Origin of the sequence: Ketobacter sp. (genome assembly GCF_003671495.1) — a bacterium.
Taxonomy (GTDB): Bacteria; Pseudomonadota; Gammaproteobacteria; order Pseudomonadales; family Ketobacteraceae; genus Ketobacter.
In genome coordinates this window covers 40,522-55,189 of the sequence record NZ_RCHN01000015.1, presented here as the reverse complement: position 1 = coordinate 55,189, position 14,668 = coordinate 40,522, and the positions used below count along the sequence as shown (strand labels likewise).

At 58.6% G+C, this 14,668-nt stretch carries 12 protein-coding genes; 6 read left to right on the top strand and 6 right to left on the bottom strand.

Translation table 11 applies throughout. The features are described 5' to 3' along the window. Positions 1-29 precede the first annotated feature (29 nt). Positions 30-566 (top strand): DUF2058 domain-containing protein, encoded by a 537-nt coding sequence (locus tag D9N14_RS06735; protein WP_290578293.1) that lies wholly within the window; start codon positions 30-32, stop codon positions 564-566. A 24-nt stretch (positions 567-590) separates the two neighbouring features. Next, positions 591-2,573, top strand: coding sequence for an AsmA family protein (locus tag D9N14_RS06730; RefSeq protein ID WP_290578291.1), 1,983 nt, complete (start codon positions 591-593; stop codon positions 2,571-2,573). 21 nt (positions 2,574-2,594) lie between these two features. Here the strand turns inward: D9N14_RS06730 and D9N14_RS06725 are convergent, their stop codons facing one another. Beyond that, positions 2,595-2,900, bottom strand: a complete 306-nt coding sequence (locus D9N14_RS06725; RefSeq protein WP_290578289.1) for a DUF3817 domain-containing protein — start codon at positions 2,898-2,900, stop codon at positions 2,595-2,597. Positions 2,901-3,365: 465 nt separating this feature from the next. Here D9N14_RS06725 and D9N14_RS06720 point away from each other — a divergent pair, with 465 nt between their 5' ends. Then, positions 3,366-4,250 (top strand): hypothetical protein, encoded by an 885-nt coding sequence (locus D9N14_RS06720; RefSeq protein ID WP_290578287.1) that lies wholly within the window; start codon positions 3,366-3,368, stop codon positions 4,248-4,250. A 23-nt stretch (positions 4,251-4,273) separates the two neighbouring features. On the opposite strand, the gene D9N14_RS06715 is transcribed toward D9N14_RS06720, so the two are convergent. Beyond that, positions 4,274-4,882 (bottom strand): N-acetylmuramoyl-L-alanine amidase, encoded by a 609-nt coding sequence (locus D9N14_RS06715; protein WP_290578285.1) that lies wholly within the window; start codon positions 4,880-4,882, stop codon positions 4,274-4,276. A 225-nt stretch (positions 4,883-5,107) separates the two neighbouring features. Between D9N14_RS06715 and D9N14_RS06710 the strand changes: the two genes are divergently transcribed. The 3 genes from D9N14_RS06710 to D9N14_RS06700 are packed head-to-tail and all read left to right on the top strand — an operon-like array spanning position 5,108 to position 8,171. Beyond that, positions 5,108-5,956: a mechanosensitive ion channel family protein gene (locus D9N14_RS06710; RefSeq protein WP_290578280.1), complete on the top strand. Its 849-nt coding sequence runs from the start codon at positions 5,108-5,110 to the stop codon at positions 5,954-5,956. Positions 5,957-5,966: 10 nt separating this feature from the next. Then, the gene (locus D9N14_RS06705) at positions 5,967-6,794 is read left to right on the top strand and encodes a magnesium transporter MgtE N-terminal domain-containing protein (protein ID WP_290578278.1); all 828 of its coding nucleotides are present in this window, start codon (positions 5,967-5,969) and stop codon (positions 6,792-6,794) included. A 42-nt stretch (positions 6,795-6,836) separates the two neighbouring features. After that, positions 6,837-8,171, top strand: coding sequence for a magnesium transporter (locus D9N14_RS06700; protein WP_290578277.1), 1,335 nt, complete (start codon positions 6,837-6,839; stop codon positions 8,169-8,171). 60 nt (positions 8,172-8,231) lie between these two features. Here the strand turns inward: D9N14_RS06700 and D9N14_RS06695 are convergent, their stop codons facing one another. The 4 genes from D9N14_RS06695 to D9N14_RS06680 form a co-directional block, all read right to left on the bottom strand. Next, positions 8,232-9,473 carry an alkaline phosphatase PhoX gene (locus tag D9N14_RS06695; RefSeq protein ID WP_290578275.1) on the bottom strand — a complete coding sequence of 414 codons (1,242 nt, stop codon included), beginning with the start codon at positions 9,471-9,473 and terminating at the stop codon, positions 8,232-8,234. A 24-nt stretch (positions 9,474-9,497) separates the two neighbouring features. Continuing rightward, positions 9,498-11,417: an NAD nucleotidase gene (gene nadN / locus D9N14_RS06690; protein WP_290578273.1), complete on the bottom strand. Its 1,920-nt coding sequence runs from the start codon at positions 11,415-11,417 to the stop codon at positions 9,498-9,500. 163 nt (positions 11,418-11,580) lie between these two features. Beyond that, complete coding sequence (gene surE, locus D9N14_RS06685; protein WP_290578271.1) at positions 11,581-12,585, bottom strand: 5'/3'-nucleotidase SurE; 1,005 nt, start codon at positions 12,583-12,585, stop codon at positions 11,581-11,583. Between the two features lie 135 nt (positions 12,586-12,720). Further along, positions 12,721-14,607: a propionyl-CoA synthetase gene (locus D9N14_RS06680; RefSeq protein WP_290578269.1), complete on the bottom strand. Its 1,887-nt coding sequence runs from the start codon at positions 14,605-14,607 to the stop codon at positions 12,721-12,723. Positions 14,608-14,668 lie beyond the last annotated feature (61 nt).

Genomic DNA, 14,668 nt, shown 5'->3' with positions numbered 1-14,668 from the left:
TTTGATTTTTCACTCAGGAAGCACACATCATGGCATCGCTACAGGATCAGTTGCTGAAAGCCGGCATCATCGACAAAGCCAAAAATCAGAAGGTCAAAAAGGAAAAACACAAACAGCAGCGGCAGGTCCCCAAGGGGCAGGTGCAGCAGGATGAAGCCAAGCTCCTGGCTGCCAAGGCACGGGCAGAGAAGCAGGAAAAGGATCGGCTGATCAACCAGCAGAATCAGGAGGAGGCGGAGCGCAAGGCGATCCAGGCCCAGATCCGGCAATTGGTGGAAACCTCCCGCCTGAAGCGGGAAGGCGCGGAGCAGCCCTACCAGTTTGCCCATAACAAGAAGATCAAGAAAATCTATGTGACCGATGAGCAGCAACGGCGTCTGGTGGCAGGGCAACTGGCGATTGTAACCCTGAACGAACAGTACGAATTGGTGCCGCTCAAAGTCGCGGCAAAGATTGCCCAGCGGGATGAGGGGTGTGTGGTGGTGTTGAACCAGGCCCCTGCTGACCAGCCGGCCGAGGATGATCCCTACGCCGATTACCAGATTCCGGACGACTTGATGTGGTGATGTAGCCTAATGCTGGCAGTCAGAATGTTCAAAATCACCGCTGCAACCCTGCTGTCGGTGTGTGTCCTGTTGGTGTTGGTGCTCTGGTTCGTGGATTTTGGTTTTCTGAAGCCGAAGGTTGAATCCACGATCAGTGATTTAACCGGCCGCGAGTTTCGAATCGATGGCGCATTGTCGGTACATCTGCTCCCCGTGCCGACCCTGGAACTTACCAACGTCAGCCTTGCTAATGCGGAGTGGGGGTCTGAACCCGTTATGCTGCAGGCGGACAGAGCCTATGTGCGCATGGGGCTGTTGGCCTGGCGTGCGCATCCCATCGTGATCAATCGCATCGAACTGCAGCAGGCTACGCTGTTACTGGAAACCGGGCCCCAGCAGCAGATGAATTGGTCGTTCCCCTTTATGCAAAGCGACGGGGTTATGCAAAGCGACGGGGTTATGCAAAGCGACGGGGTTATGCAAAGCGATCCGGAGCCCCCATTAAACCAAGAGACTGGCGGGATGAGTATACCCGTGGTGGTGCATGCCGCGGACATTCAGGGCGTGCGGATTACCTATCGGCAACCGCAAAGCCAGGATCAGGTGATGGTGTTGGAATCCATTGCGGCGACGGGGGAGCAAACGACCCGGCTGCAAGGCAAACTGCGGTATGGGGATCTGCCCCTGCAGGTGACCGCTGAGGTAGCACAGCACAGCGTTCAAGCCCGGATTGAGGCCGAGCCAGAAGCACAGAACCCCGCTGAACCGGTAGCACTGAAGGCGCGGATTGATTTTCCGGCACAGGGTTTCGATGTTGATCTGGCGGTGAACTCGCTGGCCAAGCTGGGCAGCTTGTTGCAGGTAGAGGGGCTGCCGGATCAGGCGGTGGCATTGAAAGGCCACATCACGCTGGGCGAAGACCGGATTTCGGTGGGCCTTTACCAGGCAACGCTGGGGAACAGTGATGTGCGGGGCTCGGTGCAGATTAACCTGGGGGAACCGCTGCGGTTTGACGCTCAGGCCAGGTCAAAGGTGTTGGACCTGACTCCCTTTATGCCGTTGAACGATGAACCTGAATCAGAATCCGCAACCAAGCCTGCTTCCATCTCGCCTTTTGTGTTCGACGATACGCCGCTGCCCATGGATCTGTTGCGGTCGTTAAACCTGAAACTGGATGCGGATGTCGAGCGGCTGATGCTACGTAATACGGAACTCGAGCAATTCAAACTGAATGCAGACGCCCGCCACGGGAAAGTGAGTCTCACCAATCAGTTCTCCGGCTATTTAGGGGGGAGCTTCACCAGCACGGTCGAGCTTGATGCCAGCGGCAGTGAGGCCAAAATTGCTGTGGACAGCAAGGTTCGTGATATTCGTTTGGGGATGCTGACCGGTCCCGGCGTTCCGAAAGAGGAGGTGCCCATTACCAACCTCAACATTCTGGTACAGAGCTCCGGCAACACCATCCGCGCTCTGGCGGGCAAGCTGGACGGCGGTATTGCCCTGAATCAGGGAGCCGGCAAGGTGAACAATGATCTGGTCCGCCGCTTCTCCGGCGACATTCTGTCGCAGTTGATCACGGCGTTGAATCCGTTCATGCACAAGCAGAAATTTACCCATTGGGAGTGCAGCATGTTTGCGCTGCGATTTACCTCCGGGTTTGGCGAGATCAAAGGTTTTCTGTTGCAAAGCGATCAATTGATGGTGGTGGGTGGCGGCAGCATCGATCTCAACAGTGAAGCCCTCAACATCGAATTCAATACCAAGCCCCGCACCGGCGTGGGGGTGAGCGCCGATATGTTCGTGACGCCGTTTGTGAAACTGGGTGGCACCTTGGGGCGGCCCAGCGTCGGATTGAATCGAAAAGGCGTTCTGCTCAGCGGGGGCGCCGCCGTTCTCACCGGGGGCATGTCGTTCCTCTATACCGGAATCATGGATCGCGCCACGGCAGCAGCAGATCATTGCGATGAAGCGCGGGCGGTGATTGAGGATGCGGTGGAGAAGGCCGAGTCCGGTTCGTCGCAGGATTGAACTGAATTCGGCCCTTGCTGATTACGAAGGATTGGTTTGCAGGGCAGGCGGTTGGGCATTGGTCGCTTCCTTGCGCATCCACCATTCAACCGGAATAAACGCAAAGGGCACCACGGCGGCCACGAACAACCCCAGCCATTTGATGACGGACCAGCCTCGCTGATTGCTCACCAGCAGGGATAACACCAGATACACCATAAACAACACACCGTGGGTCATGCCCAGAACAAATACATAATCCCGGCTGATGAAGCCCAGGGTGACGCTGAGGATAATCAGGTAGGACAAACCCTCCGCGCAGCTTACGATCCGAAACAGCTTAATCATTACGACCTCTTGGATTTTATACGGATAATGCCGGCAAGCGCTGCGGCCTGCAGTGGAAAACAGTGTTGATTATAACAGTAGCAGAAGCGCAGTGCTTTTCCCGGTTTCCTCGGACCAGATCAAAAATTCCCAATATTCAGTCAGTTAATGGCATTCGGCAGGGGCGCAACAGCCCTGGCTGGGGCCCTGCGCCCGCAGATGGACAATGGTCTTGACGGGGGTGGTTGGCTGTCGCACTATGACTTTCAGGTTTGAGAGTGTGTTTCCGACCTGAAGCATCGGGTTTGTCGCCACTGTCCTCTGTGGGGTTCTGCACCGTGTGGGGTGCAGTCAGGGGCGGTTGCAGCAGCGTTGCCCGCTGTCTTTGTTGAATTCAATGTAACCACTGTATTTCTGTTTTGTGACCGCACATCGACTGGGTTATCGGCGCAGCGGTGTCACCATAACGCCTTTGGGGGGCTTCAGATGAAAAACCGTTTTACCATTGCTGCCGTGTTGTCGTTGGGATTGTCTGCTACCGCGCAGGCAGGATTTTTTGACCAGCTGGAGGAGCTTAATAAAAAAGTGGATGAAATGCAGGGCAAGGTCACGGAAACCAGCACATCCGCCCAGGAAACGGTGGACTCTGCGCAGCAAACCTCAGCCACTGTGAAGCAGACCGCCACTATGGAAAACGCCTCCGACATGCTTGAAAGTGAAGTGAACAAGCGGGTGTTCGGCACCAGCGGCAATTCCTCCATGGCGCCTTCCGGCTTGCCGGATCTGGCCACCGGACTGGACATCTTCGGCGTTGATCTGGGGTACTACACCAAGCCCCAGCTTGAAGCCACTTTGAGTTCCCCTCAGTTGGCGAAATTCGCCAATAACCCCAAGTACACCGTGAGCACGCAGGGGCGTGATGTGATGGGGAAAGAGCTGTTTGCGCTGTGGGATTTCAGTGTGCTGATGCGCGAAGACATGGTGTGTAAAGACGTGGCCAAAAAAGCCATTAAAAAATATTCCAATGAGCCCTATTCCCGCCTGGACGTTGCCAGCGGTTCGAAGCGCTATACCTGGGGTGGCTCCAAGGTGGACCTGAAAGGGGTCCGCAATGTGGAAAAGAAACAGAAGAACTTCATTAAAAAGATGAACAAGATGTTCGAGTCATCCGGCACCCGCCTGGTGGGCAAGACAGACAATCTCGGGGATGGCTCGCAAATGCTGTTCGAGATCACCTGCAACAAGGGGCTTTCGGTGATGTCTGTGTTCCGTTTGACCTCGGGCACCGCGTTCAACGCCATCAATCAGTACAATTCAGACTACGTGATTCGCCAGCGTAAGGCCAACGCCGCTTCAACCCCGGAGTTCTGAGCCCGGGGCCGCGCTCACGCTGCTCACTCCATTGGAAACGGGTCCCGCGCCAGGCTGGCGATGAACGCATCCAGGTTCGGGACCTGAATATTCTGCACCAACGAAATATAACTGTGCCAATCCCAGGCCGGGTTGGGGCAGGCAGTGTGGCCGGAATGGGGTTGTTCCTCAATGTGGCCGCGGATGCCCGGAGCATGGCGCCGGGTATCGTGCACAATGGGAATGTTGTAACGCTGGCACAGCCACGCCACCAGACGGGCCGAGGCCTCATACTGACGGTGAGTGGGGCGCATGTGAATGCCGTGGCTCCACTGGTTCACATGCTCAATGCCGATGCTGTCGCGGTTGGTGGCGGAGTTGATGTTGTCCACATGGTTGGCGATGTGGGCATCCCGTACAAACTGCGTGACGTGCCCCTGACGATTCACAATGTAGTGCGCACTGGCCGGGCCATGGCGAAACGTGTTGATGGCCGGGCCTTCATCCTGGGCCGGGCCGCCGGTGATGTGGATGATGATGTATTTGATCTGGCGCGGCGTGGGTGGAATGCGGAAATTGGCCGCGTCGGCGCGAAACAGGGTCCCCGGATAGTCCACATCAGAAAAGTCGATTCGACGGTGTCTTGTCCACATTCTATTCCCCCTAAACCTCAGCCCGATTCAATCACACTCTGCCTAAAGTAAGGGCGGGCGGCTCACTGGATCAAGGTAATAGTCACATCCCGCGAATGCTTTTTGCCCACTGCCGCCCAAGACCGTCCGGACCATGACGCAGAATGCGGTAGTAACTTATAGGGTATTTATACACAATATGGAGGAATCAGGTTCACCACAGCGGATGCAGAAGGGGAAGCAAATATGGCGCCCGACCAGGCTCGGGGTTGGCAGGAAGTGTTGGCGCTGACCTATGAACAAATGTTACAGCAACTGATTGTATTTGCACCCAAATTGCTGGGAGCGTTTCTGTTGCTGGTGATCGGCGGCCTGGTGGCGTTCCTGATCTCCAGGGCCACGCGTACGGGCATGCATTTTTTTGAGCGCCTGTTGGTGCGCCTGTTTCCGTCGCTGTTCGTCAAACCGGATCTCAAATTCAGGCCCATCAATATCAATGCCGTCAGCAAGATGATTTTCTGGCTGGTGTTCCTGTTATTTGTGGCGGCCGCCGCCAACAGCCTGGGTCTGGAAATGGTGTCCAGATGGATGTCAGACCTGTTGCTGTATTTGCCCAAACTGGCGGTGGGTCTGCTGATCATGATCGGTGGCTATCTGATCAGCAACATCGTCGAGTTGATGGTGGTGTCGGCGGTGGAATCCGCGGGCTCCAAGCAGGCCAAGTGGATCGGCAAGGTGACGCAGTTTGCGGTCTTCTTCACGGCCATTGTCATCGGTATCGAACAATTTGGCATCAATATTCACTTTTTCACCCAGTTCTTTATTGTGATGTCCGCGATTCTGCTGGGGGGCTTTTCCCTCAGCTTTGCCCTGGGGGCCAGAACCCTGGTGGCCAACATCATTGGGGCCCAGCAGGCGGCCAAGTTCCTGCAGCTGGGGGATGAGGTCAGTATCGCGGGTATCGACGGTGTGGTGGTGGAAATCAGCGGCACCATGCTGGTGATCGAATCCCATCAGGGGCGGGTCACGGTGCCGGCCAACCTGTTCATGGAAAACGTCGGCTGCATTAAATCCAGCTCCGGCAGCGGCAAATAGGGCTTCATATATGACTGATCAGATTTATCGAATGGCGTTCAGTTTTATCAAACAGGAATCCAAGGCGGCGGCCCGGTTGCTGGAGGAGATGGAGCCGGCTGAAGTGGCAGAGTTCCTGTCCAACGCCCCGCATCCGCTGGCCCAGGAGGTGCTGCGGGAAATGGCGCCCTCGGCCTGTGCCGCGGTGCTGTTGCACGCCGAGATCAGCGCCACCATTCTGTGGTTGGCTGAGCTGTCCAACAACCATGTGTGCGCGGTATTGCGCCATCTGGACAAAAACCGCCAGCAGGAACTTCTGAACCAGCTCCCTCTCAAGCGCCGCACTGCCTGCCAACTGCTGCTCACCTACAAAGACGACATGCTGGGGGCCTGGGTGGAAACCGACGTGCCGGTGTTCCCGGTTGATATGTCGGTGGAGGACGCGCTGAAACGGCTGAAACGCAAATCCTTTGCGGAGGATCGGGTGATCCTGGTGGTGGATGATGAGCGGCGGCCAGTGGCGACCCTGTCCTTTACGGTACTGTTGCGCAGCACCAAAACCATCACCCTGGAAAGCATAGCCGGGCCCAAGCCGGAACTGATCAACGGTGCAATGACCTTATCCACGGCCATCAGCCTTCCTGTCTGGCAGCAGCAGGATGTGGCGGCGGTGGTGAATCGGCGCCGGGAACTGATCGGTGTGATCTGGTATAGCGACATCCGCCGCCTGTTATCCACCCATGCCCAGCTGCTGGAACCCGCCCATGCTCCGGCTGCCGGTGCCGCCCAGGATCTGATACAGGCCTACAGTGACAGCATGCGCGGTCTGCTGGATGTGGTGGGCAAGGGCATTGGCTGAAGCCGGCCGCGGATCGAAGAACAATGAACCAGTGGTGAAACCATGACAGCAACAACCGAGCATTTAAAAGATACCGCCCAACGGCTCACCAATGCTTACCTGATTCAGTACCCGGCCAAGGCCGCCCGGGAGATCGCCAAGTTACCCATTCAGCACGCCGCCACGGTGCTGGCTCAACAGCCGTTGCATGTGCTGGTGGCGTTGTTCAATCACATTCCCGCCGGGCTCAGTGAGCAGTTACTGGAACACTGGCCTGACCACAAGGTTATGGATCTGCTGGCCAAACTGGATGTGCATCTGGCGACTTCCCTGTTGTCCCGCCTGGATACCGACACCCGGGAACAACTGTTGGCAACGATGGCGCAGGCACACAAATCCCTGGCCAAGGAATTTCAGGATTTGCTGGCGTATCCGGATGGCTCCGCCGGGCGCCTGATGGACCCTCGCATTCACATGTTCTACAGCACGCTGACGGTTGAAGAGGTGCTGCATCAAATCAAGATCCGCCATCCCAAAAAAATGGATGCCCTGTTCCTGGCCAATCATGAGGATCAGGTGGTGGGCACCCTGGACCTGGGGGACCTGATTCTGGCGGACCCGAAAAGCAAGGTGTCCAAACTGGCGCGTCCCATTGCCCATTACCTGAATACCCTGGATTCCAAGGAAGACGTCATCGAGAAATTTGAAGGTGCAAAGGTCACCATGTTGCCGGTACTGAATGTCAATGACCGGGTGGTGGGCATCATCCGGGATGAGGACGTCTATCAACAGGCGAAGGAAGAACTGGCGGCAGACATGGCAGTGATGGTGGGTGCCAGCAAGGATGAGCGGGCGCTGTCCAGCAGCTGGTTTGCCGTGCGCAAGCGCATGCCCTGGCTGCAGATCAATCTGCTGACCGCGTTTGCCGCGGCGGCGGTGGTGGGCGCGTTTGAGGGTATTATTTCGCAGTTCACTGCCCTGGCGATCCTGTTGCCGGTGGCCGCCGGTCAGAGCGGGAATGCCGGGGCGCAGGCGCTGGCGGTGACCATGCGTGGGCTGACCCTGAAGGAGATCACCACCCGCCACTGGTGGCAGGTGTTTCGCAAGGAAAGCATGGTGGGATTTCTGAACGGCATTGCCATTGCGGTGACCTGTTCCATCGGTGTTTGGGTCTGGAGTGGCTCCATGGGGTTGGCGCTGGTGATGACCCTGGCGATGATTTCGTCCCTGACCATTGCCTGTGGCTCCGGCGCCCTGGTGCCCATGGTGCTGAAGAAGTTCGGCCTGGACCCGGCCCAGTCCTCATCCATTGTGTTGACCACGGTCACCGATATTGCGGGCTTTATGTCGTTCCTGGGGATTGCCACCCTGTTGGCGGGCATGCTGCCTACCGGTTAGGGTGCCGGTAGGCAGCATGTTGTTAGGCGGATTGCGGCAGAGCGGTCCCGGTGAGCGAGATCAGAGCGACATGTAATCGCCAAATGGACCGCTGATTTCGTAGGTGATGCCGAACCCATTGCCGCCGCCGAACAGGGCACAACCCCGCTGGGAACTGAAATACAAACGGCTGCCGTCCGGGCTGAAGGCCGGCCCGGTGATTTCGGAGCCGTCCTGGCCTTCGATCTGCATCAGCGGTGCAACATTGCCGTCACTGTCGATCACCACGATCTGCATGTCACCCCCGTCTTCGGCCACCAGCAGGTCGCCTCCGGAGGAGACCGTGATGTTGTCCACCCCGGTGAGGATCGGATTGGCGGCGGTGGCGGCATCATACACCACTTCCAGGTGATTGAGGTGGGTATCCAGTTTCCAGACCCGGTTGTCGCCTTTGGTGGTGAAGTACACGGCACCGTCGCTGTACCAGATGCCTTCGCCGCCACGGAATGCGGTACTCTCCGGAACCTGCTCGCGGGTGGGCGTTTGCAACAGGTTGGGGGTGGGGTTGGGCAGGTCGATCCAGCTGACATAGCCCCCGGGCATACCGTTGTCTTCCACCGCTGCCACCTGCAAGGTGCCCGCATCCAGATTCAGGTTGCCTTGGGCGTTCAGGCCGTCCGGCACAAAGCGATACAGGCGACCATCCCCTTCATCTTCGGTCAGGTAGAGGAATCCCAGATTGGGGTCCACCGCCACCGCTTCGTGTTTGAAGTAGCCCAGGGCAGGGCGCACCACCGCGCTGTGCTGGCCATAGGGATCACACTCAAAGACCCGGCCGAAGTCGATCTCTTCGCAGGATAACCAGGTGTTCCAGTGAGTGAGGCCACCGGCGCAGTTGACGTTGGTGCCGCCCAGGATGCGGTAGGCATCCACCACCACACCGTTGGCATCAAAGCGCACAGCGGAGGTGCCACCGCCCAGCAGGCTGATGGTTTCGCTGTTGGAAACGTAAATCCAGCCACCGTCCGGTGTGGCGAAGGTGGCACCGCCGTCCGGATAGGTGTGCCAGCGATACTGGGTGCGGCGCCACCAGCGGTCTTTGGCCAGGCGTTGGCCGGCACTGGCGACAATGCGCGCCGAAAAGCCGGCCGGCAGACGAATGCCCAGACTGTTGGCGGATTGCAGCTCTCCCAGTTGGGCCAGGGACTGGGCCTGCAACGGACGTGACATGCTGACCAGGCTGCTGCCGATGGCCAGTGCCGCCATGCCGGTGGAGCTGCGGCGAATAAACTGCCGACGTTTGGGATCATGTTGCTGGGTCATGATGCTCTCCTCTGTGTTGTCGGCTTAAAAGCCAACGCAATCCGTTTGGGCTGAGTGATCACAGCCGTCGCGCCCGATGTACTTCTGGGTGCTGTATTCTTCCAACGGCAACTTGCTGATGCTGGCGCCGGCATCGGTGAGTGCTTCTGCATACTTGATGAAGCCCTGGGCGTACTCGGTGAAGGTGTCTTCAAACAGGCCCGCATCGAAGATCACGCCGAAGGTGTCGTATCCATCCTGACCGGAGGCGATGAAATCGTTGGTGACCACGGTGTAGGTGGCGGCCGGATCAATGGCGCTCCAGCTGCCTGCCAGGCGGGCATTGATTTCCACATTGCTGATGCGATTGCCTTCACTCTGGGAGGCGTCCACGTGATAACGCAGGCCGGAGGCATAAGGGTAGGAGCCGGTGGAGCCGCCGTCATCCAGTGTGTTCGACAGCGCGTCTTCCAGCACGCTCTTGATCTGCTGGCCGGTCATCTCCAGGGTCACCAGGGTGTTGGAGAACGGCAACAGGGTGAAGGCATCGGCGATGGTGTATGGGCCGGCAGCCACATCCACCCGCACACCGCCCGCGTTCTGGATGGCGAAGTCCGCAGTGGGGGTTACCGTGAGGAAAGCCTTGGCCACGATGTTGGAGATGTCGCTGCCGTTGGCGTAGGTGTCCGCAGGGGAGCAAATGGCAGAGCGGGCTTCACCGGGCCAGCGCACCAGGCACAGATCGTCGGTTACCGTACCGATTTCGGTTTGCTCCAGTACCGACACCTGCTCATTGAAGCCGTCCAGCAGCGCCAGGGTATTGGCGTCTTCGCGGCTCAAGGTGATTTCCGGATTCAGGGCCAGGGACAGCGCCACTTTCCACTTGTCGAACCCGCCCAGGGTCTTCTCGCTGCCATCGCTGTCTGCGTACACATACTCGTTCTTGATGGGCATTAGCGGGTTGCCGTGACAGCTGGATACCTTGCCCTTGCGATCGAAGTTGACCTGCAGGCGACCCATGACATGGGCGTATTCCCAGGCTTGCACGATGCACACCGGATTGCCATCCAGGTCGGTGACCCGGGTGGGGTACTCACCCACCACCGGAAAGCCCAGGTCTGCCAAAGTGTTGTCCCCCAGCAGGCTGTGGGAGTCGCCACCCACGATCACATCCACCCCGCGCAGCTTTTGCGCCAGGGCAATGTCGTTCTGGTACTGGTAATGGGTCACCAGAATGATCTTGTTCACGCCCTGGGCGGTCAGCTCATCAATGTAATACTGGGCGGTGGTCAGCTCATCGAGGAATTCGGTGCCCGCGTCCGGCTGCGAGGAATGTTTGGTCTTGCCCGCGATGTCGATGCCGATGATGCCCACCGGCTGGCCTTCCACCTGCATGAGCGTATAGGGCTGAAGGTAGCCTTCACGCACGGCGGAGGTGGCAGCCGGCACCACGTTGGCGGCCAGCACCGGCGTCTGGCACGGACCGGCGTTCAGGTGATCCAGAAAACCCGCCAGGCCGCTATCGCCGTCGTCAAACTCGTGGTTGCCCAGGGCAAAGGCGTCGAAACAGATTTCGTTCATCACCGCGGCGTCGGCTTCACCCTTGAACAGGCTGTAATACAGGGTGCCGGTCACGGCGTCGCCCGCGTGAATTTTAATGGGGTTGCGGAGCACGGTTTCCAGCCGCTGAAAGGTATCCACCAGCATGGGGAAACCGCCGTAGGTGACCTCCACTTCATTCAGCGCAGTACCGTCGCTCAAGGTGGTGCGCAGGCGCAGGGCCGATGCATCGTAAGAGAACGCGTCCGCCGCCAGATGGGAGTGGTGGTCGTTCATGTGCAGGATGTTCACGGTCAGGGGACGCGCTTTCGCTTTCGGTTCATGGTCATGCTTGGCGGAGGCCGCCACTGGCACAGCAGCGGCTAACAGCCCGCATACCGCCCATGCTTTGATGGCAGAGGTCATGGTTAACTCCCGATTGTTGTCTGGTGTGTGATGGGGTTGGGCTTTAGGATTGGCGATTAATGCAACAGGCGTATGGCAGAATGGTTAATGGAGTGTGAAACCTGCCGCTGCAGCCAACGGATGCTGCAGCGGACGGAGAAGTGGCAAATGGTGCAATGGCGGACTAACGGCTTAACAGACCCCGCAGCCGTTGATGGGTTACGGCGCGCTCGATGAAGCTGGCGTCGAATCCCACTTGCATGGGTGTGACGGCGATGTTGCCATCACTGATCACCACGGATTCGTCTTTCAATTGCTTGCGGGTGGGCTCTTCGGCATTGAAGCCAATGGTGATGCCTGGATAGGGTACGCCGCCCAGGCCGTAACTTTGTGCCACCGGGTCCTGGGACAGGTCGGCCACAAACTTCACGTCGTAGCGGTCGTAGCTGCCATGGCGCGAAAACTCCCAGCGGGTCTCTGCACTGAAGGTGTCCGGGAAATTCACATTCAGGGCAACACCTTCGGGCAGCAATGACTTGCGGTCGGCCTTCGCCTGCAATTGTTCGATCAGATGCAGCGACAGTTCGGCGACGGTGACGGACAGCGGGTTATCACTGTGGTTGCCTGCTTCGTCCTCTGCTCCGGCGGTATTGGAACCGGCGCTGAGCGCGATGGCGGGAATGCCGCGTCCTGCAGCGAACTGTGCGTTGCTGACGGTGCCGGAGCCGTTGACGATTTTGCCCACGTTCTGGCCTTCGTTAGGGCCGGAAAGCACTAGATCCGGCGCGCTGCCCCAGCGTTCCTGGGCCAGGACATCCAGTCCATAGGCCAGCGCCATTACCGGGGTGCCTTCTACATAATAAAAATCGCTGTAGTCGAAATCCGCTTCGGTTTTGGTGACGGGGCCGGCACCGGGAGCACCGGGGGCGGCGGCGTTATTCAGGCAGGGTTGCGTGAGTGGTGTGATTGGGCGCAGATATTTCACTGCAGCGCCCATTCCGCTCTGACCGGAACAGGGGGCGGAGACAATGACGTCATGTCCGGCCGCTTTCAATGCCGTGTAGAGGGCTTTGATGTTGCTGGTGAGGCCGTCATCGTTGGTGAGCACGATGTTATCAGCCTGAACATTGGAAACCGCGGAACAGGACGCCAGCAGGGCGCCGGCGAGAATCATTTTTGTATTGTTCATGGGATTGATGCCTAGTGGTTGGTCAATTGGCCACCAATCCTAAAGCGGGAATATGTTATTCCGGTGACGGTTTGCGGGTGATTGCCTAGATTACCCAACTCGTGGTCACCCGGCTCTTGGTCACCCAACTGCCTACTACCGCAGTAGCGCCACCATCTCCTCCACACTGCCGGGATCATCAATGGTGGAGGGTATGGAATATTCCTCACCATCGGCAATTTGTCGCAGCAGTTTGCGCAGGATTTTTCCGGAACGGGTTTTCGGCAAGCGTTGGGCAATCATGGCTTTCTGGAAACAGGCGATGGGGCCGATCTCCTGGCGCACCATGGCCACCAGTTCCGTTTGCAGTTGGGCCTCGTCGATGTCGGCGCCGTCTTTCAACAGCACCAGACCCACCGGCACCTGGCCCTTTAATTCGTCTTGGATGCCAATCACCGCGCACTCGGCTACAGCGGTGTGGGCGGCGATGATTTCCTCCATCTCTCCGGTGGAGAGGCGGTGGCCGGCCACATTGATCACATCGTCGGTGCGGCCCATGATGAACACGTAGCCGTCCTCATCTTTGTAGCCGCCGTCGCCGGAGCAGTAATAGCCGGGGAAGCTGTTCAGGTAGCCCGCCTGAAAGCGCGGAAAGTTGTTCCAGATGGTAGGCAGGCAGCTGGGGGGCAGGGGCAATTTGATGGCGATGGCACCCTGTTGTCCCGGCGGCAGTGGATGGCCGGCATCGTCCAGAATCTGCACGTCAAAGCCGGGGGAGGGCAGGGTGGACGAGCCCGGTTTGGTGGGTTTGGCTTCGATCCCCATCAGGTTGCCGCAGATGGCCCAGCCGGTTTCCGTTTGCCACCAGTGGTCGATCACCGGTTTGCCGGTTTTCGAGCGGGTCCAGTCGTAGGTGGGTGGGTCCAGCCGTTCCCCGGCCATGAAGATGGTTTCCAGGGACGACAGGTCGTAGTCCCCCAGCAGGCGGGCATCCGGATCTTCTTTCTTGATGGCTCGGAATGCCGTGGGCGCGGCAAAGAGGGCCTTGGCTTTGTATTCACTGGCCACCCGCCAGAAGGCGCCGGCGTCCGGCGTTTTCACCGGTTTGCCTTCGTACATGATGGTGGTGCAGCCTGCCAGCAGTGGGCCGTAAACAATATAAGAGTGACCCACCACCCAGCCCACGTCCGATGCCGCCCAGAACACGTCGCCCGGGTTCATGTTGTACACCGCTTTCATGGAATAGTGGAGGGCCACCGCGTGGCCGCCGTTGTCCCGCACCACGCCTTTGGGTTTGCCAGTGGTGCCCGAGGTGTAGAGGATGTAGAGCGGGTCGGTGCCCTTTACCGGCACACAGTCGGCGCGGGTGGCGGCCGACACCGCCTCCTGCCAGTCCAGGTCGCGACCTGCGCTTAACGGGGCCTGGGCCTGGGGCCGTTGCAGTACGATGCAGCGCTCGGGTTTGTGTTGGGCCTGGCGGATGGCTTCATCCAGCATGGGTTTGTATGCGATGACTTTGCCCACCTCAATGCCGCAGGAGGCGCTGACAATCACTTTGGGGGTGGCATCGTCAATGCGCACGGCCAGTTCGTGAGGCGCAAAGCCACCGAATACCACCGAATGAATGGCCCCCAGGCGGGCGCAGGCCAGCATGGCAATGGCGGCTTCCGGCACCATGGGCATGTAAATCACCACCCGGTCACCTTTGGTCACCCCTTGGTTTTGCAGTGCACCGGCAAACAGGGCCACGGCGTCGGTGAGTTGTTGATAGGTATAGGTGCGTTTGCTGCCGGTAACCGGGGAATCATAAATTAACGCGGTCTGCTGGCCGCGGCCCTGGGACAGGTGGTGGTCCAGGGCCATGAAGGCGGTGTTCATTTCACCGTCGGCAAACCAGCGCTGAATGCCGTTGTCGTCGGTGGACAGTATACACTCCGGGGCTTTGAACCAATTCAACTGGGCGGCTTTGCTGCGCCAGAAGGCTTCCGGCTGGTCAATGGATGCATGGTATTCCTGCTGGTAGGTGGGGGTCGCCTGGGTCATAGTGCGTGGCCTGTGTACCTGTCAAAAAAGGATTCGTTAAAGGGCTTTGTATGGTGTTTTT

Coding starts and splice junctions, on each gene's coding strand:
- D9N14_RS06730 (WP_290578291.1), top strand. CDS start 591: ATGTTCAAAATCACCGCTGCAACCCTGCTGTCGGTGTGTGTCCTGTTG.
- D9N14_RS06700 (WP_290578277.1), top strand. CDS start 6,837: ATGACAGCAACAACCGAGCATTTAAAAGATACCGCCCAACGGCTCACC.
- D9N14_RS06720 (WP_290578287.1), top strand. CDS start 3,366: ATGAAAAACCGTTTTACCATTGCTGCCGTGTTGTCGTTGGGATTGTCT.
- D9N14_RS06680 (WP_290578269.1), bottom strand. CDS start 14,607: ATGACCCAGGCGACCCCCACCTACCAGCAGGAATACCATGCATCCATT.
- D9N14_RS06715 (WP_290578285.1), bottom strand. CDS start 4,882: ATGTGGACAAGACACCGTCGAATCGACTTTTCTGATGTGGACTATCCG.
- nadN (WP_290578273.1), bottom strand. CDS start 11,417: ATGACCTCTGCCATCAAAGCATGGGCGGTATGCGGGCTGTTAGCCGCT.
- D9N14_RS06710 (WP_290578280.1), top strand. CDS start 5,108: ATGGCGCCCGACCAGGCTCGGGGTTGGCAGGAAGTGTTGGCGCTGACC.
- surE (WP_290578271.1), bottom strand. CDS start 12,585: ATGAACAATACAAAAATGATTCTCGCCGGCGCCCTGCTGGCGTCCTGT.
- D9N14_RS06735 (WP_290578293.1), top strand. CDS start 30: ATGGCATCGCTACAGGATCAGTTGCTGAAAGCCGGCATCATCGACAAA.
- D9N14_RS06705 (WP_290578278.1), top strand. CDS start 5,967: ATGACTGATCAGATTTATCGAATGGCGTTCAGTTTTATCAAACAGGAA.
- D9N14_RS06695 (WP_290578275.1), bottom strand. CDS start 9,473: ATGACCCAGCAACATGATCCCAAACGTCGGCAGTTTATTCGCCGCAGC.
- D9N14_RS06725 (WP_290578289.1), bottom strand. CDS start 2,900: ATGATTAAGCTGTTTCGGATCGTAAGCTGCGCGGAGGGTTTGTCCTAC.